Genomic DNA, 18,454 nt, shown 5'->3' on the forward strand with positions numbered 1-18,454 from the left:
TTCCCGGTCAGATCTCCGTTCCGGGTGCTTGTCGCGATGCATCGGCCCGTCGACGGGTGAAACGACTACCTGTCCGTGGGGGTGGAAGGCCGAATCGTGTCGAGCGTTTCGGTGACCTGACGTGCCACGTTCGGGATGTTCGTCGACAGGATCGCCCAGAGGAGTTCGGCATCGACGATGTCGTACCCGTGCGCGATCACGTTTCGTGCATCCTTGAGACGCCGGAGCTCGAGGTCAGGATGCGCGTCGACGAACGCGGGGTCGTCGCGGTCGATGCGGCTGACGCACTCGCCCAGTCGGATGAGCAGGTTCTCGGCGGCGTATCGCAGCATCTCGTCGGCGTCGTAGGCGTCCTTGCCTCGCGCGACCAGGCGTTTCGCCGCCGCGGCGTGGTCGACGAGATCCTCGAGCCATCGCCGGGTGCGCTCGTTCACAGCGGCACTGCCTCGTCGAGGATGTCGCGGTGCTTGGGGCGCAGGCCGCCGTCCGTCACGACGTCGACGTGTACCCCAAGCAGGGCTGAGAGTTCCCGTGCCGTGGAGACGAAGCGCCATGCATCCTCGGGTCGCACCTCGACGATGAGGTCGACGTCGCTCGACGGCGTGTCGTCGCCGCGCGCCACGGAGCCGAACAGCCGCGGATTCTTCCCGCCGTTGCGCCTGATGACCGCGCGCACCTCGTCATGATGCTGCCGGAGCCGGTCCGACGGGCGGACCATCGCCCGCCGGATGCGTTCGATCATCGCCGGCGACACCGGGCGCTTCCCGGACTCGTACGCCGAGAGGTTGGAGGCGGCGATCCCGGCAAGCTCCGCCAGGCGTGCCTGCGAGAGGCCCGCCCGTTCGCGCTCGGCTCGAAGATCAACCACCGGACCAGGTTATCAATGATATCCCCGGGGCGATCGACCGGGTATCAGCCCCGTGGCCGTCGCGAAGCATTCGTACCGCCATCGCATCCTGCTGGACGCAGCGCATACTCCACGGCTGGAAGCTCAGCAGGTCGGCGACGACATCACAAGCGGTCGGGCCGAGTTCGCTACGCTCCCGTGCCGTGAGCCACCCGATGAGAGACCGCTGGAACCAGGAGCTTGCGCTCACGGATGAGGTGCGGATCGGTCCATCCCGGTGGCGGCTGGTCGGACTCCTGCTCACCAGCGTCGGCATCGTGGCGATCGGCGTGTTCCTGTGGACCGAGACGGGCAGCCAGATCGTCCGAGGGCTGTGCGTCGGCTTCTTCGGGCTGGGCGGGGTCGCCGTCGCGGTGCGGCTCGCCCGGCCGGTGACGTTCCGCGTGGACCGTCAAGGAGTTCGCTCCGCACGCATCGACCTCGCGTGGGATGACATCGACAGGATCACCGAATGGAAGGTGGCGTCGAATCGGTCGGTCTTGCTGCTGCTGTCGGCCGAGGGCGCGGAACGGCTTGCGTCGACGAATGTGCGGCGCGCGATGGTGAAGGCTGACGCGAAGGTCGTGGGCCGCTGGAGCACCGGCATCGCCGGACCGTTCAGCCACCACGCCGAGCTCGTCGAGTGGCTCGAGGAGTGTCGTCTGGCGTATTCCTCACGACCGACCGCGATTCCGGGTTCGGCGCACACGAAGCCGGTGTAGGCCTCGCGCTGCCGGCGCGCTGCCAGCCGTACGAGTTCGTCGTCGAGCTACGGGTACGGGTCGGCAAGTTCTCTGCGTCACGCGCAGCTCGTTCGCGAGGTCGACGAGCGGACCCGCGGCGACGTCGTAGCGGCCGCGGGTCTGACCGCGGGCTTCGAGCAGCCCTGCCCGGACCAGCGCGCCGAGGTTCCGGCTCATCCGTCGCAGGCATGACGCAATGATTGAGTCATAGCGTCACGAGGCCGCACCCACCCGGAGCTCGGGCAGGAGCCGCTCACGCAGCTCAGCAGTGTGGCCGTCGACGTCGTCGTCCACGTCGTCGAGTGCCTGGGCGAAGGCGTCGGGTGCCCGGCTCCTCATGTCACGGACGCGGTCGGCCACTCGCGCCGGGTCGAGGTGGGCTGCGTCGGCGAATCGTGCCCAGGCGTCGCGGTCGATCCCGTCGACGAGGAACGTGCCGCCGACGCTCATCGACAGCACTCGCGACGAGCCGGGCCGCACGCCGTAGGCGAATCCGGACGCGACGTCGAACAGCGGCGCCAGCTCCACGGAGTCGCCGTCGAGCAGGACGGCGTAGTTGCGTGCGTGCGCGTCGGGGGCGCCCACCACGGTGTTGAAGATCAGCCAGTCGACGAAGCGCTCGACGTTCCGCCGCCGAGTCGCGAAGCAGCCGGATCAGGTCGAGAGCCGTGGGGCCGCCCCCCTCCTCGTACTTCTCGTCGTTCCCCACGGCCTGGCAGAGGTCCTCCTGGTGCCGTCGCACGACCGCGCCGTCGCCCGCGACGTCTCGGTCGAACCGGGTGACCACGATCGCGTCCTGGGACTTGAAGGCGGTGTACTCCGTGTGCGCGACCCGTACTCCGAGAGCGGCAGCGGCGCGCATCGTGACATGTTCCACCAGCGCCTGGGCCCGCATCTTCCGAACGCCGGGCTTGACGATGTGGGTGGTCGGTTCGGCGTCGTGCGCGATGAACCACCGGTCGTCGTGGCGGCGCAGGGCGAACTTCTGTCGCGTGCCGCCCAGGGACCAGTGCTCGCCCGGCATCGTCCAGGACGCGTCCTCGTCGGTGTCCATCTCGTCGAGTCGCGCCTCGATCTCACCGTCGCTGCACTCCTCCTCGAGGTGCCCGTCGCGATGGATGGTCGCCTCGACCTCGCCTTCGAGGCAGAACTGCACGGCCCCGCGGCAGTCCTTCCCGATGGCGGACAGGAAGTCCAGCAGGTCGCCGGCGTCGACGCCGTGGCGACGCGCGATCGCGCGCAGTGCGGCGTCGTTCTCGGGCACCAGGCCCTGCAGGAACGTGGCGACCCTCGAGAAGGACGGCGAGGTGGTTCGTGGTGCCCACGTCACACGCCCTGGCTGTCGTCGCGGATGGCGAGGCTGGCGTCCAGCGCGTCGAGGACCCGCATCAGGCGCCCGACCTCCAGTCCCGGCGTCTGGCCGCGCTCCAGGCCGACCAGCCACTGTCGCGAGACGCCGGCCGCGCGGGCCAGCTCGGCCTGCGTGAGTCGGTGGTCGAGTCGCAAGCGTCGTACCGCGGCGCCCAGACGGGGCAGGGACCGCGCGTTGAGGACGTGCGCGTCGGCGATCATGATGTCAACGTACGACGACACCTCATCGATGTCAGTGTACGGCGACATGATTGTGGTGTCGTCGTACGGCGACACTGGGCTGCCTGCCGGGCCGTGCCCCGTGTGATGTCGGAGCGACGTCACCCCGATACTGGCCTCATGACGACGGCGACGAACCCGGTGGAGCGTGTGCGGCTCCGGCTGGGTGACGTGCTGTTCGCGAAGGTCGCAGGCCCGGACGCGGAGGCGGTGCGCGACCGCATCCACCTGACGCCGGGGCCGCGGTGGTTCGCACCGGACAGCCCGATCGGGCGTGTGCACGCGGACGCGTCGATGTTCGTGGGCGGGTTGCGGGCGCTGCTGCTGCAGTCGCTGCACCCGTTGGCGATGGCGGGGGTGGCGGGCCACTCGGGGTACCGGGGCGACCCGTGGGGGCGGCTGGAGCGCACGGCGACGTTCATCGCCACCACGACGTTCGCCACGACGGCCGACGCGCAGGCTGCGGTGGACCGGGTCCGGGCGGTGCACGAGCGCGTGCGCGGCAAGGCGCCGGACGGGCGGCCGTACCGCGCGGGGGAACCGCACCTGCTCACGTGGGTGCACGCGGCGGAGGCGGACTCGTTCCTCGCCGCCCACCAGCGGTTCGGCGAGCGCCCCCTGACGGACGCCGAGGCGGACGAGTACGTGGCGCAGGCCGCCACGGTCGCCCGCGCGCTGGGGGCCGTCGTCGTCCCGGAGACGGTGGCCGACCTGCGCGCGACGATCGAGGACTACCGCCCCGAGCTGGAGGCCACTCCGGCGGCGCTCGACGCGGCGTCGTTCCTGCTGCGCGAGCCCCCGCTGCCGACCGCCGCGCGCCCGCCGTACGCGCTGCTCGCCGCGGGCGCCGTCTCACTGCTCCCGTCCTGGGCGCGCGCGTCCCTGCACGTCGACACCCGGTTCCGCCGCACCTTCGGGAGGCCGGCCGGCGCCCTCGCCGTCCGGGCCGTGCGGTGGGGGATGGGCACCTCGGAGCGGACGCGCGCCTACCCGCGCGCCGGGGTGCCGGCGACGTCCGACTGACGTCCACGTGGCCGCCCGGCAGCCACGGTGACCGCCGGGGCTCGGGCCGATGAACGTTCCCCGAACGCTTCGGTCGCGCCCGGGAGAACCCGGACAAACCGGTCGGGCGGGTTCCTAGAGTCGCGGCTGTGACCACCGTCGTGACGCCACGGGCGGCCGGGACCCCGGCCGCCCCGCCCGACCGCGGGGCCCCACCCGCCGCCCCGCCGCACCCGCACCGCAGCCGCCTCGGCGCCCGCCGTCGCCGCAGCGCGCTGCTGTGGGCGCTGCTGCTGGCGGGCCCCAACGTGCTCCTGCTGCTGGTGTTCGTGTACCGGCCGCTGCTGCAGAGCCTGTACCTGTCGACGCTGCAGTGGAACCTCGGCTCTCCGGTGGCGCGGTTCATCGGGTTCGGCAACTACGCGGAGTGGCTGACGGCGCCCACTACGGGACGCGTCGTCCTCACGACCCTCGTCTTCACGGTGGCGACGGTCGGCGGCGCGATGGTGCTGGGACTGGGCCTGGCGCTGCTGCTGAACCGGCGGCTGCGGGGCCGCGGCGCCGCCCGCACGGTCGCGTTCGCGCCGTACGTGCTCAGCGGCTTCGCGGTCGGCATCCTCTGGCTGTTCATGTTCGACCCGCGCTACGGGTTGATCCAGGAGCTCCTCGGCTGGGTAGGGCTCGGCTCGCCTGCCTGGTACACGGACAGCCCGTGGCCGCTGGTGATGATCGTCGTGGTCTACCTGTGGAAGAACCTCGGGTACGTCGCGCTCATCTACCTGGCGGGCCTGCAGGCGGTGCCGCAGGACCTCAAGGACGCGGCGGCGCTCGACGGCGCGTCCTCGGCGCGCACGCTGCGGGCGATCGTGCTGCCGCTGCTCACCCCGACGACGTTCTTCCTGCTGGTGACGATGATGCTCGCCTCGCTGCAGTCGTTCGACATCATCCAGGCGATGACGCAGGGCGGCCCCCTGGGCTCCACCACGACGCTCATGTACTCGATCTACGAGGAGAGCTTCGTGACCGGCCGCGCCGGCTACGCGTCCGCCGTCGCCACCGTCCTGTTCCTCGTGCTGCTCGCCGTCACCGCGGTGCAGATGCGGTACGTCCAGCGGAAGGTGCACTACTCATGAGCGCCGCCACCCTCGCCATCCCGGGCAAGCCGCGTCGCCGACGGCGGTCGCCGCAGGTGGGCGGCCACCTCGCGATGGTCCTCGCGACGGTCGTGCTCGGCGCGCCGCTGCTGTGGATGGCGCTCGCGAGCCTCAAGACGCCCGAGGAGCTGTACCAGGTGCCGCTCCAGTGGCTGCCGGGCGTGCCCAGCCTCGACAACTACGCGCAGGCGGCGGGCGCGATCCCGCTGGGCCGCCTGCTGCTCAACAGCATCGGCCTGACGGTCGTGGGCGCGGGCCTCAAGGTCGCCCTCGGCCTCGCCTGCGCGTACGCGCTGGTGTTCCTCGACTTCCCGTTTCGCAGGGTCGTGTTCGGGCTGGTCATCGCGACGCTGATGATCCCGCCGCAGATCACGATCATCCCCAACTACACGCTGGTCGCGGGCCTGGGGTGGCTCAACACCTACCAGGGCATCCTCGTGCCCGGGCTCGCCAGCGCGTTCGGCACCTTCCTGTTCCGCCAGCACTTCCTCACGCTGCCGACGTCGATCCTCGAGGCGGCGGAGCTCGACGGCGCCGGGCACTGGCGGCGGCTGTGGCGCTTCGTCGTGCCGATGAGCACGCCCACGCTCGCCGCCGTCGCGCTCGTGTCCGTGGTGACGGAGTGGAACGACTACCTATGGCCGTTCCTCGTCGTCGACGACCCGTCCACCATGACGCTGCCGGTGGGCCTCACGCTGCTGCAGAACACCGACGGCATGTCGGACTGGGGCGTGCTGCTCGCCGCGACCGTCGTCGTGACCCTCCCCATCCTGCTCGTCTTCCTCATCCTGCAGCGCCGGCTCGTCGCCGGCCTCACCGCGGGCGCCGTCACCGGCTGACCTGAGAGACCTTCCCCGCACGATCCGCACCCCGGACGGGGTGCACGACCCGAAGGAGCACCCCGTGTCCCACGCTGCCCGCAGCACCCGCCCGTCCGGCCGCCGTCGAGCCGCCGTGGCCCTGACCGCCGTCGCCGCCGTCACGCTCACGGCGTGCGCCGGCCCGAGCGTCGGCGCCACCTCCGGCGACGACGCGAGCGCCGCCGAGGACGTCGACTGGTCGCAGGTGGAGCCCGCCGACGAGATCACGTTCTGGAGCAACCACCCCGGCCAGTCGCAGGCCTACGAGGAGCGGATCATCGCCGAGTTCGAGGCGGAGACCGGCATCGCCGTCGACCTCGTGACGGCGGGCGCCAACTACGACGAGGTCGCCCAGCGGTTCCAGGCGGCGTCGCAGACGGACGAGGTGCCCGACGTCGTCATCGCCTCGGACGTGTGGTGGTTCCGCTACCACCTCAACGACCAGATCATGCCCGTCGACGACGTCCTGGAGCACCTGGGCGCCGACGCGGCCGACTACCAGCCCGCGCTGTACGCCGACTACGAGTACGACGACCAGCACTGGGCGGTGCCGTACGCCCGCTCGACGCCGCTGTTCTACTACAACAAGGACGTCTGGTCCGCGGCCGGCCTGCCCGACCGAGGCCCGAAGACGTGGGCCGAGCTCGAGAAGTGGGACGCGAAGGTGTCGAAGGAGGTCGGCGACGACGGGTCCACGTTCGGCCTGTCCACCGGCCCGTCGTGGGGCGCCTGGTGGTTCGAGAACATGATCTGGGGGCAGGGCGGCGCCTATTCCGACGGCTTCGACCTCACGCTCGACACCCCGGAGTCGGTCGCGGGCGGCGAGTTCCTGCACGACCTGTTCCACGAGTCCGGCGTCGCGAGCCTGTCGGCGGACGACGTGATGGCCGACTTCTCGGCCGGCGTCATCGCCTCCACCATCGGCTCCACGGGGTCCCTCACGGGGGCGCTCGACGCCGCGTCGTTCGAGGTCGGCACCGCCTACCTGCCCGACGGGCCCGACGGCGGCGGCACACCGACCGGCGGCACCGGCGTGGCGATCGCCTCCTCGTCGACGCCGGAGGAGCAGCTCGCGGCGGCCATGTTCGTCGAGTACCTCACGGACACCGAGAACACGGCGGCCTTCTCGCAGCTCACCGGCTACATGCCGGTGCGCACCTCCGCCGTGGAGAGCGAGACGATGCAGCAGACGTACGCCGAGACGCCGCAGTTCCGCACCGCCGTCGACCAGCTGGCCGACAAGGCCCGCGTGCAGGACGATGTGCGGGTGTTCGTCCCGGGTGCCGATGCCCTCCTCAACGAGGCGATCGAGCAGATCGTGATCGAGGGCACCGACCCGGCGACGGCGTTCGAGTCGATCGCGCCGCGCATCGAGACGGCGTACACCGAGAACGTGGAGCCCTACCTGTGAGCACCGAGACCCCGCACCGACCGGCCGTCGTCGCGCACCGCGGCAACAGCGCCGTCGCCCCGCAGAACACCCTCGCGGCGTTCGAGGGCGCCTGGCACGCGGGCGCGGACGTCCTCGAGATCGACGTGCGGCTGACCTCCGACCACCAGGTCGTCGTCATCCACGACGACACCGTGGACGCGACGACGAACGGCAGCGGCAAGCTCGCGGACCTGGAGCTGCGGGAGGTCCGCCTGCTCGACGCGGGATCGTGGTTCGCGCCGGCCTTCGCGGGCCAGCGGGTGCCCACGTTCGCCGAGACGATCGAGCTGCTGCGGGCGCGGCGGGGCATGGACCTGCTGCTGGAGGTCAAGGGGTCGTGGACCGCGGTCGAGGTGCGGCGGCTGACGGAGCCGCTGCGGGAGGCGGGCCTCGCGGACCGGACCGTGGTGCAGAGCTTCTGGCCGGACACCGTGGCGGCGCTGCGCACCGCCGACCCGGAGCTGCGTCGCGGCCTGCTCGTCACGCACGCCCGGGACGACGTGCTCGACCGGTGCGCCGAGCTCGACGTCGTCATGTGCAACCCGCAGGGGACCGTGCTGCGCGACGACCCCGGCCTGGTGGCCCGCCTGCACGACGCCGGGCTGCGCACCGCCGTCTGGACCCTGAACGAGCCCGAGCACTGGGCGGCGGCCGTCGACCTCGGGGTGGACCAGATCATCACCGACCGCCCCGACCGGCTGGCGGGCTGGCTCGCCGGCCGCGCCTGACCGCTCCCGGCGGCCGACCCGGCGTGAGTCCGCCCGCCCACGGGCGCGGGCGGGCGGACTCGCACCGCGAGGCCTACTTCTTGAAGGCGTCCTTGACGTTCTCGCCGGCCTTCTTCAGCGAGGCCTTCGCCTGGTCGGTGCGGCCCTCGGCCTCGAGGTTCTCATCGTCCGTGGCCCGCCCGGTGGCCTCCTTGGCCTTGCCGACGGCGTCCTCCGCGGCGTTCTCGGCCTTGTCACCGATACCCATCGGCTTCTCCTTCCGTGCGACTCGTCCCCTACCCCACCACCGGCGCCCCCGGTTCGCACGCGCGCGGCGATCAGCCCCGGTCGGGAGCCCCGCCCACGTCGCCGTCCACGTAGTACCAGCGCCCGCCGGAGCGGACGAACCGGCTCACCTCGTGCAGCCGGCCGCGGTCGCCCGTCGTCGCCCACCGGTAGCGGGCGACGAACTCCACCTCGCCGGCGTCGTCGAACGGGCCGCCGGCGCGGGTCGTGAGGATGTCGAGCCGCTGCCACCGCATGTCCGGGTCGAGGTGCAGCTCCGGCGGCCGGGTGGTCGGGTGCCACGTCGCGCGCAGGTAGTCGGCGTCGCGCAGGGCGTAGGCGCTGTAGCGGGAGCGCATCAGCGCCTCCGCCGTCGGCGCCGGGCGTTCGCCGCGGTGCAGCGGGCCGCAGCACGCGCCGTAGATGTCGCCTGACGGGCAGGGGCAGCGGTCGGTGTCCTCCACGCGGACATTCTCCCGCGGGCGCGGGCGGCCGGCCTCGCGGTGCGGCCCGCCCGACGGCGTGGGGCGACGGCGCGGCCGGCGGGTCGTCGGGTCAGCGCGAGCCGGCCAGGGGCGGGCTGAAGCGCTCCTCCGCCAGCGCGACCAGCAGCGCCAGCATCGCGACGGCGGCGCTCGCGAGCGGCACCGCGTGGACGCCGACGACGGCGACCAGCGCGGCCCCGAGGCCCGAGCCGGCGGCGATCCCCACGTTGAACACGGACGACGAGATCGCCTGGGCCATGTTCGTGGAGCGTGGTGCCACGAGCATCGTCCGGTGGGTCAGGGCCGGCGGGACACCGGAGAAGGAGAAGCCGAACACCGCGAGGGCGGCCACCGCCGGCACCGGGTGCTCCCCGAAGGCCCACAGCGCGCCGGCGGCGGCCGTCATCAGCCCGAGGGCGACGAGGAGCACCGCCACCGGGTGGGCGTCGATGAACCGCCCGATCGTGAACGCGCCGAGCACCCCGGCGGCCCCCTGGAGGAGAAGCAGGCGCGGGACGTCCGCCTGGGTGAGCCCGGTGATGTCGATGGCGTACTGGGTGACGAAGGTGATGATGCCGAAGGCGCTCGTCAGGACCAGGGCGGTCGTGACGAGCAGGAACCCGAACCGGCGCGCGCTGGGGTGCGGCGCCCGGCTGGCGCCGCCGGCAGACGGCGCGATCGTGGGGAACAGCGTGAGGACGACGACGGTCACGAGCAGCGAGAGGGCCGCCACCGCGACGAACGTCCACCGCCACGACGTGTGCTCGGCGAGCCAGGTGCCGACGGGCACGCCGAGCACGGGGGCGAGCGAGTTGCCGATGGCGAGCCGGGACATCACCTTGCCGCGCACCGCGGGCCGGAACAGTCCGATCGTGGCGGGAACCACGGCGACCCAGAACAGTGCCTGGGCGACGGCGGTGACCAGCCGCGCGGCCATGAGCTGCTCGTAGGTCGGCGCCAGCGCGGCCCACAGGGTGGCCACGGCGGCGAGGCCCGCGCACCCGGACAGCACCCAGCGCCGCGCGATGCCCCGCGTCCAGTGCGCGAGCGGCACCGACGTCGCCAGCACGACCACCGCGTACCCGGTGACGAGCAGTCCGATCTGCGACGTGGAGCGGCCGAGGTCGGGGGCCATGAGCGTCAGCAGCCCGGACGGCAGCGACTCGACGGTGACGAACAGGAACGTGGACAGCGCCATCGCGACGAGGATGACGGTGGCGCGGCGTTCGTCGACGGGAGGCGCGATGCCGCCGGGGGGGCGGCACGGCGCTGCGGGGTGAGGTCTCGGTCATGGTGATCGAATCGATTCTACGATCCTGCCCGGCGCGAGCTGTCAGACTCTCCGCCAGGTTTCCACCGCGCTGGGTCTGACAGCTCCGCGGCGACGTCGAGCTGTCAGACCGTGCGAGGTGCATACCACGCGCTGGTCCTGACAACTCGTGGGATCCTCGGAGCGTGCCGACGCTCGCCGAGGTCGCCGCCGACCTGTACGCCCGGCTCCCGGGCGAGATGATCGCCGCCCGCGACGCCCGCGCGCGGGAGCTGCGCGCGGCGGGCGACGAGGGGCTGGCCGCGCAGGTCACGAGGCTGCGCAAGCCGTCGACGGCGGCATGGGCCGTCAACCACCTCGCACACACCGACCCGGGGCAGCTCGACGAGGTGGTCCACCTCGGCGGCGTGCTCCGCGAGTCGCAGGCCGGGCTCGACGGCGGGCGGCTGCGCGAGCTGGCCCGCGAGCGCCGCCGGCTCACCGCGGCCGTCGCGGCTCGCGCCCGCGACCTGGCGGCCGAGGCGGGCGTCCCTGTCTCGGAGTCCGTCGCCGCGCAGGTCGAGGCCACGCTCACCGCCGCCATGATCGACGACGACGCCGGGCGCGCGGTCCGCAGCGGTCTGCTGGTCGGCCCCCTGGAGGCCACCGGGCTCGGCGGTGCCGACGTCGCGTCCGCCGTCGCCGTCCCGGACGCGCTCGGCCTCGCGCCGCCCGGCGAGGACGGGCACGCGCGGCACCTCCGCGCCGTGCCCGACCTGCCGGCGTCGTCCCGGGAGGCGAAGGGCGCCGCGCCGTCGGGGGCGGCGAGACGCCGGGACGCGGCGCGGGCGGAGGCCGAGGAGGCCCGGGCCCGGGCGCGCCAGGACCTCGCGGACGCGGAGGACGACGTCGCCGCCGCGCGCGACGCCGGGAGCGCGGCGGCCGCCGAGGTGGGGCGCGTGGAGGCGGTCGCCGGCCGTGTGGACGCCGAGCGGCAGGCCCTGCACCGCCGGCTCGCTGAGCTGGACGACCAGGCCGCGGCCGTGGACGCGGAGCTGCGTGGCGCCGTCGTCGCCCGGCAGCGGGCCGAGCGCACTCTCGCCGACGCCACCCGTCGCCGGGACGAGGCCGCCGCCCGGCTGCGCGACCTCGGCTGACCGCTCCCGCCGACGCGGACGGGGCTGCCGCCTCGGCCGGAAGGACGACCCGGATCTCCGTCGTGCGACGGATCCGCCCGGCCCCGTGACCTGCGACGGTGGGCACACCGACGGCAGCCACCGCACCGAAGACTGCGAGGAGACACCATGCGCCGACGCGTGCGCACCACCCTGACCCTCACGACCGCGGCCGCCCTGGCGCTGCCGCTTGCCCTCGCCGCCGCGCCCGCGGGCGCCGACGAGCCGGCACCGCCCGCGGTGCCGCTGCCGGCGCTGGACGAGGACACGTCCGCCGTCTCCCGGGCCGTCGTGGAGGCGGCCGAGGAGGCGCGGAAGCAGGCGAGCGCCCGCACCTTCGGCGCCCCGAGCGAGACGTCCGCGAAGGGCGTGCACGAGGTGAAGGAGGGGCTGGAGCAGGGGCTCGACGACACCGTGGCGGGCGTCCCGGTCGGGATCGTGGCCCGCGTCGACGCGCCGGGGCTGCGGTGGAGCGGCGCGGCCGGGACGCGCGCGCTCGACGGGCGCGGGCCGGCCCTCCCGTGGGACCGCTTCCGCGTCGCGAGCAACACCAAGTCGATGGTGGCCACCCTCGTCATGCAGGAGGTCGAGCGCGGCACCTGGTCCCTCGACACCCTCGTGGTGGACGCTCTGCCCGCCGCCGCCGACGTCATCCCCGACCGGTACGAGGACCAGGTGACGCTGGAGCACCTGCTCACGCACCGCTCCGGGCTGCCCGACCACCTGGGCGTGCTCACGGCGTCGCGCATGGACGACCCGACGGACCTCGACGAGTTCTTCGAGGTGCTCGGCGAGAAGTACACGACGGCGGACCACCTGGCCGCGATGGCGGCGCAGGACTGGCTGTTCGCGCCGGACACGGACGTCTCGTACTCGAACGCCGGGTACGTGCTGCTGGGGCTCGCGCTCGAGGAGGCGACCGGCCGGAGCCTGGAGCGGCTGCTGGAGACGCGGGTCTTCCGGCCCGCCGGGATGTGGCGCTCCGACTACCCGGACGACCCGCGCGTGCGCGGCCGGTCCCTCGAGGGCGCCGCCTTCACGGGTGACCAGGGCGCCGGCTGGTACCCCCTCGGACACTTCGACCCGAGCCAGTTCGGTGCGGCGGGCGCCGTGACCAGCACGACCGGCGACCTGCAGCGGTTCTCCGAGGCACTGCTCACCGGTGACCTGCTCGCGCCGGAGACGGTGGCGGACGTCGTCACCCCGCGGACCGTCGACGACGACGTCCTGCCGGACTACGGCCTGGGCGTCTACCGGCTCCCCGACCCCTGCCACGAGGGGGAGTGGCTCTACGGGCACGACGGCGCCTCCTACGGCACGCTCAGCATCAACCTCGCGTCGCCCGACGGCGAGCGACAGGTCACCGTCGCCCTCACCGGCCGCTCCCTGGTGGACCCCGCGCAGTCCGACATGTCCGCCGCCCTGGTGCCGGCCCTGCTCGCGACCTGCTGACCTCCTGACGTCGTGCCGGGCCGGGCGTCCCACGGCGCCCGGCCCGGTGTGCGCGACGCCCCCCGGGGGCGACGCCGTCCACAGGGCCGGGCGGCGCAGCACGCCCGCCCGCTACAGTGCTGCGGACGGTCGAACCGAACCCTGTGGAGGAGCGCATGCGCCGCGCCGTGGCGACCTGGGCCGGGCTGCTGAGCAGCACCGTCCTGCTGACCGGAGCGCTCGCCGGGTGCACCGGCGACGAGCCCGACGACCCGGCGACGACGACGTCCGGGGCGGACACCGAGACCTCCGCGTCCCCGTCGCCCACCGCCGAGCCCTCCCCGGACGTCACGAAGCCCGAGCGGCCGGCGGCGATGGACGAGCACGACGCCGACGGCGCCGCTGCCGCAGCGGTGTACTTCATGGAGCTCTACCCCTACATCATGAAGACCGGCGACACGGCCGAGTTCGAGAAGATGTCGCACAAGTCTTGTGGGTACTGCGACGAAGCGCTGGAACAGGCCGGTCAGATCGCCGAACGCGGTGACAAGTACATCGGCGGGGACATCACCGCGAACGTGGTCAAGACCTACCGGCAGGATGCTGCTACCGGGATCCTGCCGCTCGATGTGGAAGTGGCGGAGAAGGCGTCGAGTATCGAAGACTCGGAGGGAAACGTGCTCTTCGAGTCAGAGGCCGCGACGAGCCTCGACCGTGTCGAGATCGCATGGAGTGACGACGGCAAATGGGTCGTCCTCGGAGTACCCGACACACAGGAGTGAAGAAGCGTGAAGTCCGTGCACTCCATCTTGGCCGCCGCCCTCGTCATCCCGGCGTTGACGGCGGGATCGTCAGGAGGGCCGCCGTCCGATGCGCCTGACTACAGCTCTCGCGTCGACAACAAGAATGCCGACACGATCCTGATCGACGCTAAGGATGAGAGCGCCTCTCGCGCAGACGAGAACTCGTCCGGCGGGTCGGGGACTCCTGTCGAACAGGCGGTTGACCGCGACACGATGCCGTTTCGCGCCACAGACGCGAGGTGCGAGGCGGTCGACGGGCTCAGCACGGTGATGCAGGCAGTGCTCGACGCGTGCGAGGAGCTGGCGGGTCTGGACTGCGAGGAGGGCGCGACGCCGGTCGGGTCCGCGTTCGAGTACACCGCGGTCCCCTCCAGCACCCGCCCCGAGGACGTGCCCGACCCCCGCCAGACCGACGAGGCGTTCTGCGCCGTCACCCAGGCAGACCTCGCCGCGGCCGCCCGCAAGGCGTTCGAGTCCATGACCATCGAACCCTCCCCGGTGCACGTGCAACCCGAGTCCGAGTGGACCGTCATCAACATCCACAACCCCGTGCACACCACCGACACCCCCCAGACCCGCGACGTCACCCTGCTGGGCGTGGACGTGCAGGTCCGCGCCGTGCCGGCCGAGTTCTCCTGGACGTTCGGCGACGACACCGGCGCCCTGGTCACCACCGACCCCGGACGGGCCTGGACCCGCGCCGACGGCGACCCCGACCCCACCTGGATCGGGCACACCTACACCCGCCCCGGCACCTACGCCATCAGCCTGACCACCACCTGGCACGGCCAGTTCCGCCTCACCGGCGCCCCCACCTGGACCGACATCCCCGGCCAGGCCACCACCACGTCGACCGGCCCCACCTGGCAGGCCCTGGAGATGCGCTCCGTCCTGGTCGACGACCCCACCGGCTGACCGTCGCCACGACCTGTCGGGGTGTCGTGGCCGCATACCGGCACCAGAGCCTGACAACTCATGCAGGGGCGGGTTCAAGCGGTCGTCGCAACACCTGATCTAGCGAGGGGTGTTGCGATGGGTGACGGTTGCCGCTGATGTGCGGCTCGAGGGCGCTGTAGTCGTAGGGCAGGTCGGGCAGCGTGTAGACGGACATGTGTGTGACCTTAGGACCTCAATGGCGGTTCAGGTCAACGGTGTCCCACGTCACAGCGGGCATCGTCGTCCCAGGTGAGCCGGTCACGTCGCGGCACCGGCGCGCTCGGAGGCCCAGTACTCGCCGTCGGGGAAGCGGAACCGGGCGACGGACTCCGGTCGCATGCGCGTGGAGTAGCCGGGCGCGGTGGGCAGCACGTAGCCGACGCCCTCGCCCGCGTCGGTCGCGACGCAGGGGTCGGTGAAGTGCTCGTGCAGGTGGTCGACGAACTCGGCGATCCGCCCGTCCAGCGAGCCGGAGACGGCGACGTGGTCGAGGACGGCGACGTGCTGCACCATCTCGCACAGCCCGACGCCGCCGGCGTGCGGGCACACGGGGACGCCGAACTTCGCGGCCAGCAGCAGCACCGCGACGATCTCGTTGATGCTGGCGAGGCGCCCGGTGTCGAGCTGGCAGTAGTCGATCGCCCGAGCCTGGAACAGCTGCTTGAACATCACCCGGTTGTGGCTGTGCTCGCCCGTGGCGACACGGACGGGCGCGACGGCCTCGCGGACGGCGGCGTGGCCCAGCACGTCGTCGGGCGACGTGGGCTCCTCGATCCACAGCAGGTCGAAGCCGGACAGCGCGTTCACCCACTCGATCGCCTCCGGCACGTCCCACACCTGGTTCGCGTCGATCATCAGGGTGGTGTCGGGGCCGACCGCCTCGCGCGCGATGCCGAGCCGTCGCCGGTCGTCGTCGAGGCTCGCACCCACCTTGAGCTTGACGTGCCGGTAGCCCTCCTCGACGGCCTCGGTGCACAGCCGGCGCAGCTTGGCGTCGTCGTAGCCGAGCCAGCCGGCCGACGTCGTGTAGGCGGGGTAGCCGCGGCGCTCCAGCTCGGCGATGCGCGCGGCCTTACCCGGCGCGGCGGCGCGCAGGATGCCCAGCGCCTCGTCGCGGGTGAGCGCGTCGGAGAGGTAACGCAGGTCGGCGACGTCGACGAGCTGCTCCGGCGTCATGTCGGCCAGCAGGCGCCACAGCGGCTTGCCGGCGCGCCGCGCGGCCAGGTCCCACGCGGCGTTGAGCACCGCTGCGAGCGACAGGTGCACGACGCCCTTCTCCGGCCCGAGCCACCTCAGCTGGCTGTCCGCGGTGAGGTCGCGGTAGACGGCGCCCATGTCCGCGGCGAGCTCGTCCACGTCGCGGCCCACGAGCCGCTCCGCCTGGTGCCGGGCGGCGAGGGCGACGACGTCGGTGCCCCGGCCGATCGTGAAGGTGAGCCCGTGGCCGGCGAGGTCGGCGGACTCGTCGTCGGTGCGCAGCACGACGTAGACGGCGGAGTAGTCGGCGTCGACGTTCATCGCGTCCGAGCCGTCGGCGTCGAGCGACGTGGGGAAGCGGACGTCGGTGATCTCGACGTCGGTGATGGTGGGCATGCGCACCTCTTCGTGACGACTAAACATCGGATGATTTTCAGGCACTCTATCGGCCTGTGGTCGCCGTGTCACGATGAAGCTCCGCACGATGGGCCAGAGGTCTGAGGAATGGTGATCCGGGGTGACGTGCGGTGGTGGACCCCCGCCCGCCCGGCCCCAGGCGCCGGTAAACGTTGTCCACAGACTGGTACCGTCCGGACGGCCGCTCGCCGTGTCGCCTACGATCGTGCCCGCTCGAGTCACCGGCGACCACGAGGAGAGCGGCATGACAGCGCTAACGCGACGGGCACTCGTCGTGCGAGGAGGCTGGGACGGTCACCAGCCCGAGGCGACCACGGACCTGTTCGTCCCGTTCCTGAGGGAACAGGGCTTCGACGTGCGGATCGAGACGGACAACGAGGTCTACGCCGACGCCGAGCTCATGGCGTCGACGGACCTGGTGCTCCAGTGCGTCACGATGTCCACGATCGGCAAGGAGGCGCTGGCCGGCCTGCGGGCGGCGGTCGCGGCGGGGACGGGCCTGGCGGGCTGGCACGGCGGGATCGCCGACTCGTACCGCGCCAGCTCGGACTACCTGCAGCTCGTGGGCGGGCAGTTCGCCACCCATCCGGGCAAGGAGCCGCACCTGCGGGTGGGCGAGGGCTCCGACAACTTCCTCCGGCACACGATCGAGCTCACCGACCTGGGCCGCGAGCACCCGGTCACCGCCGGGCTGGACGACGTCGAGCTGGAGACCGAGCAGTACTGGGTGCTGCACGACGACCTCATCGACGTGCTCGCCACCACGACGCACCCCGCGCCGGAGTGGCACCCGTGGCACCGCCCGGTGACGTCGCCCGCCGTGTGGACGCGGCAGTGGGGCGACGGCCGGATCTTCGTCGCGACCCCGGGGCACTCGGTGGACGTCCTGGAGCATCCGACCGTCCGCACCATCGTGGAGAGGGGGCTGCTGTGGGCGAGCCGCACGGCATCGGACTCGTAGGCCTCGGCGTCATCTCGCGCCAGTACCTGGAGACGCTCGCCGGGCACACCGGCGTGCGCGTCGCCGCCGTCACCGACCTCGACCGCTCGCGCGCCGAGGCCGTCGCGGCCGACCTCCCCAACGCGCGCGTCGTGGACGACGTCGCCGGGCTCGCCGCGGACGACGAGGTGCGCACGGTCCTCGACCTCACGACGCCCGGCGCGCACGCCGACGTGGCGCTCGCCTGCTCCGCGGCCGGCGTCGACCGCTACGGCGAGAAGCCGCTGGCCGCCGGCCTGGCCGCGTCCCGGAAGGTGATGGCCGCGGCGGACGCCGCGGGCACGCGGGTGGGCTGCGCCCCGGACACCGTGCTCGGCACGGGCGTGCAGACGGCGCGGGCCGCCGTCGCGGACGGCGCGATCGGCACCCCGACGGCCGCCGTCGCGACGTGGGTCTCGGCCGGGCACGAGGCCTGGCACCCGCACCCGGACTTCTACTACGCCGCGGGCGGCGGCCCCCTGCTCGACATGGGCCCGTACTACCTCACCAGCCTGGTGCAGGTGCTCGGGCCCGTGGCCTGGGTGCAGGGCGCGGCCTCGCGGTCGCGCGACGAGCGCACCATCGCGTCGGGCCCCCGGGAGGGGGAGCGGGTGCCGGTGGAGGTCGCCACGCACGTCACCGGCGTCCTCGGCCACGCGAACGGCGCCCTGTCGACCGTGACGGTGAGCTTCGACGCCGTCGGCACGCACGCGCGGCCCATCGAGGTGCACGGCACGGACGGGTCGCTGGTGGTGCCCGACCCCAACCGCTTCGACGGCGACGTCGAGCTGCGCCGCGCCGGCAGCAAGGCGTGGGAGGTGCTGCCGCCGAGCGCCGGGTTCGAGGGCGCGGGTCGCGGCGTCGGGCTGCTGGAGATGGTCGGTGCCGCGGGGCTGGGCGACGTGCCCGGATCCCCGCGTGCGGGCGGCGACGTGGGGCTGCACGTCATGGAGGTGATGGCGGGCCTGCTGGACTCCGCGGACTCCGGCCGTCGCGTCGACGTGACGACGGCGCCCGTCGTGCCGCCGCTCGTCCCGCTCACGCCACGGGACGTCTGGCACGGCTGACGTCCGCGCGGGCCGCGGCACGACGAGGGGTGGCCGGGAGATCCCGACCACCCCTC

The 18,454-nt window shown here is 72.9% G+C and carries 21 protein-coding genes and 1 pseudogene; 12 read left to right on the top strand and 10 right to left on the bottom strand.

The features are described from left to right. Positions 1-65: 65 nt before the first annotated feature. Both EYB28_RS03060 and EYB28_RS03065 read right to left on the bottom strand, forming a co-directional pair. A complete protein-coding gene (locus tag EYB28_RS03060) occupies positions 66-434 on the bottom strand; it encodes a DUF86 domain-containing protein (protein ID WP_166844741.1) in 369 nt (122 codons plus the stop codon). Then, positions 431-868, bottom strand: coding sequence for an XRE family transcriptional regulator (locus tag EYB28_RS03065; RefSeq protein ID WP_166844743.1), 438 nt, complete (start codon positions 866-868; stop codon positions 431-433). The genes EYB28_RS03060 and EYB28_RS03065 overlap by 4 nt, the downstream gene beginning before the upstream one ends. A 182-nt stretch (positions 869-1,050) precedes the next feature. Between EYB28_RS03065 and EYB28_RS03070 the strand changes: the two genes are divergently transcribed. Then, positions 1,051-1,608: a hypothetical protein gene (locus tag EYB28_RS03070; protein WP_166844744.1), complete on the top strand. Its 558-nt coding sequence runs from the start codon at positions 1,051-1,053 to the stop codon at positions 1,606-1,608. 234 nt (positions 1,609-1,842) lie between these two features. On the opposite strand, the gene EYB28_RS20480 is transcribed toward EYB28_RS03070, so the two are convergent. The 3 genes and pseudogenes from EYB28_RS20480 to EYB28_RS03080 all read right to left on the bottom strand — a co-directional run bounded on the left by EYB28_RS20480 (position 1,843) and on the right by EYB28_RS03080 (position 3,201). Then, positions 1,843-1,968, bottom strand: coding sequence for a hypothetical protein (locus tag EYB28_RS20480; RefSeq protein ID WP_255461446.1), 126 nt, complete (start codon positions 1,966-1,968; stop codon positions 1,843-1,845). A gap of 36 nt (positions 1,969-2,004) precedes the next feature. After that, a pseudogene (locus tag EYB28_RS03075) lies at positions 2,005-3,073 on the bottom strand (HipA domain-containing protein); the annotation flags it as partial. Next, the gene (locus EYB28_RS03080) at positions 2,956-3,201 is read right to left on the bottom strand and encodes a helix-turn-helix transcriptional regulator (protein ID WP_240930367.1); all 246 of its coding nucleotides are present in this window, start codon (positions 3,199-3,201) and stop codon (positions 2,956-2,958) included. The gene EYB28_RS03080 and the pseudogene EYB28_RS03075, both read right to left, overlap by 118 nt. 138 nt (positions 3,202-3,339) lie before the next feature. Here EYB28_RS03080 and EYB28_RS03085 point away from each other — a divergent pair, with 138 nt between their 5' ends. From EYB28_RS03085 to EYB28_RS03105, 5 genes are all read left to right on the top strand, one after another. Continuing rightward, complete coding sequence (locus tag EYB28_RS03085) at positions 3,340-4,242, top strand: oxygenase MpaB family protein (RefSeq protein WP_166844749.1); 903 nt, start codon at positions 3,340-3,342, stop codon at positions 4,240-4,242. A 128-nt stretch (positions 4,243-4,370) separates the two neighbouring features. Then, a complete protein-coding gene (locus tag EYB28_RS03090; protein WP_166844750.1) occupies positions 4,371-5,354 on the top strand; it encodes a carbohydrate ABC transporter permease in 984 nt (327 codons plus the stop codon). Beyond that, the gene (locus EYB28_RS03095; RefSeq protein WP_166844751.1) at positions 5,351-6,214 is read left to right on the top strand and encodes a carbohydrate ABC transporter permease; all 864 of its coding nucleotides are present in this window, start codon (positions 5,351-5,353) and stop codon (positions 6,212-6,214) included. The genes EYB28_RS03090 and EYB28_RS03095 overlap by 4 nt, the downstream gene beginning before the upstream one ends. Before the next feature lie 64 nt (positions 6,215-6,278). Then, positions 6,279-7,646, top strand: coding sequence for an ABC transporter substrate-binding protein (locus tag EYB28_RS03100; protein ID WP_166844752.1), 1,368 nt, complete (start codon positions 6,279-6,281; stop codon positions 7,644-7,646). Beyond that, positions 7,643-8,395, top strand: a complete 753-nt coding sequence (locus EYB28_RS03105) for a glycerophosphodiester phosphodiesterase family protein (protein ID WP_166844754.1) — start codon at positions 7,643-7,645, stop codon at positions 8,393-8,395. Before EYB28_RS03100 ends, EYB28_RS03105 begins: the two co-directional genes overlap by 4 nt. A gap of 73 nt (positions 8,396-8,468) precedes the next feature. Here the strand turns inward: EYB28_RS03105 and EYB28_RS03110 are convergent, their stop codons facing one another. The 3 genes from EYB28_RS03110 to EYB28_RS03120 all read right to left on the bottom strand — a co-directional run bounded on the left by EYB28_RS03110 (position 8,469) and on the right by EYB28_RS03120 (position 10,342). Further along, the gene (locus tag EYB28_RS03110) at positions 8,469-8,642 is read right to left on the bottom strand and encodes a CsbD family protein (protein WP_166844756.1); all 174 of its coding nucleotides are present in this window, start codon (positions 8,640-8,642) and stop codon (positions 8,469-8,471) included. A gap of 70 nt (positions 8,643-8,712) precedes the next feature. Continuing rightward, on the bottom strand, positions 8,713-9,123 hold the full coding sequence (locus EYB28_RS03115; protein WP_166844758.1) for a YchJ family protein: 411 nt from the start codon (positions 9,121-9,123) through the stop codon (positions 8,713-8,715). Between the two features lie 91 nt (positions 9,124-9,214). After that, the gene (locus tag EYB28_RS03120) at positions 9,215-10,342 is read right to left on the bottom strand and encodes an MFS transporter (protein WP_166844760.1); all 1,128 of its coding nucleotides are present in this window, start codon (positions 10,340-10,342) and stop codon (positions 9,215-9,217) included. A 257-nt stretch (positions 10,343-10,599) separates the two neighbouring features. Here EYB28_RS03120 and EYB28_RS03125 point away from each other — a divergent pair, with 257 nt between their 5' ends. The 4 genes from EYB28_RS03125 to EYB28_RS03140 all read left to right on the top strand — a co-directional run bounded on the left by EYB28_RS03125 (position 10,600) and on the right by EYB28_RS03140 (position 14,717). Continuing rightward, positions 10,600-11,550: a hypothetical protein gene (locus EYB28_RS03125; RefSeq protein WP_166844762.1), complete on the top strand. Its 951-nt coding sequence runs from the start codon at positions 10,600-10,602 to the stop codon at positions 11,548-11,550. A 147-nt stretch (positions 11,551-11,697) separates the two neighbouring features. Next, complete coding sequence (locus tag EYB28_RS03130; RefSeq protein ID WP_166844764.1) at positions 11,698-13,020, top strand: serine hydrolase; 1,323 nt, start codon at positions 11,698-11,700, stop codon at positions 13,018-13,020. Between the two features lie 155 nt (positions 13,021-13,175). Next, positions 13,176-13,781 carry a DUF6318 family protein gene (locus EYB28_RS03135; protein ID WP_166844766.1) on the top strand — a complete coding sequence of 202 codons (606 nt, stop codon included), beginning with the start codon at positions 13,176-13,178 and terminating at the stop codon, positions 13,779-13,781. A 288-nt stretch (positions 13,782-14,069) separates the two neighbouring features. After that, a complete protein-coding gene (locus EYB28_RS03140; RefSeq protein ID WP_166844768.1) occupies positions 14,070-14,717 on the top strand; it encodes a hypothetical protein in 648 nt (215 codons plus the stop codon). 58 nt (positions 14,718-14,775) lie between these two features. Here EYB28_RS03140 and EYB28_RS20280 read toward each other — a convergent pair whose 3' ends face one another. Continuing rightward, the gene (locus EYB28_RS20280) at positions 14,776-14,913 is read right to left on the bottom strand and encodes a hypothetical protein (protein WP_240930368.1); all 138 of its coding nucleotides are present in this window, start codon (positions 14,911-14,913) and stop codon (positions 14,776-14,778) included. An 83-nt stretch (positions 14,914-14,996) separates the two neighbouring features. Beyond that, entirely contained in the window at positions 14,997-16,331 is a 1,335-nt protein-coding gene (locus tag EYB28_RS03150; RefSeq protein WP_166844770.1) for an enolase C-terminal domain-like protein, read from the bottom strand. Between the two features lie 265 nt (positions 16,332-16,596). On the opposite strand from EYB28_RS03150, the gene EYB28_RS03155 reads away from it, so the two are divergent. Together EYB28_RS03155 and EYB28_RS03160 are read left to right on the top strand one after the other, a co-directional pair. Further along, positions 16,597-17,313, top strand: a complete 717-nt coding sequence (locus tag EYB28_RS03155; protein WP_166844772.1) for a ThuA domain-containing protein — start codon at positions 16,597-16,599, stop codon at positions 17,311-17,313. Beyond that, positions 17,283-18,398 (top strand): Gfo/Idh/MocA family protein, encoded by a 1,116-nt coding sequence (locus tag EYB28_RS03160; protein ID WP_166844774.1) that lies wholly within the window; start codon positions 17,283-17,285, stop codon positions 18,396-18,398. Before EYB28_RS03155 ends, EYB28_RS03160 begins: the two co-directional genes overlap by 31 nt. Positions 18,399-18,454 lie beyond the last annotated feature (56 nt).

The organism is Isoptericola sp. BMS4, assembly GCF_011634835.1.
Taxonomy (GTDB): domain Bacteria; phylum Actinomycetota; class Actinomycetes; order Actinomycetales; family Cellulomonadaceae; genus Isoptericola.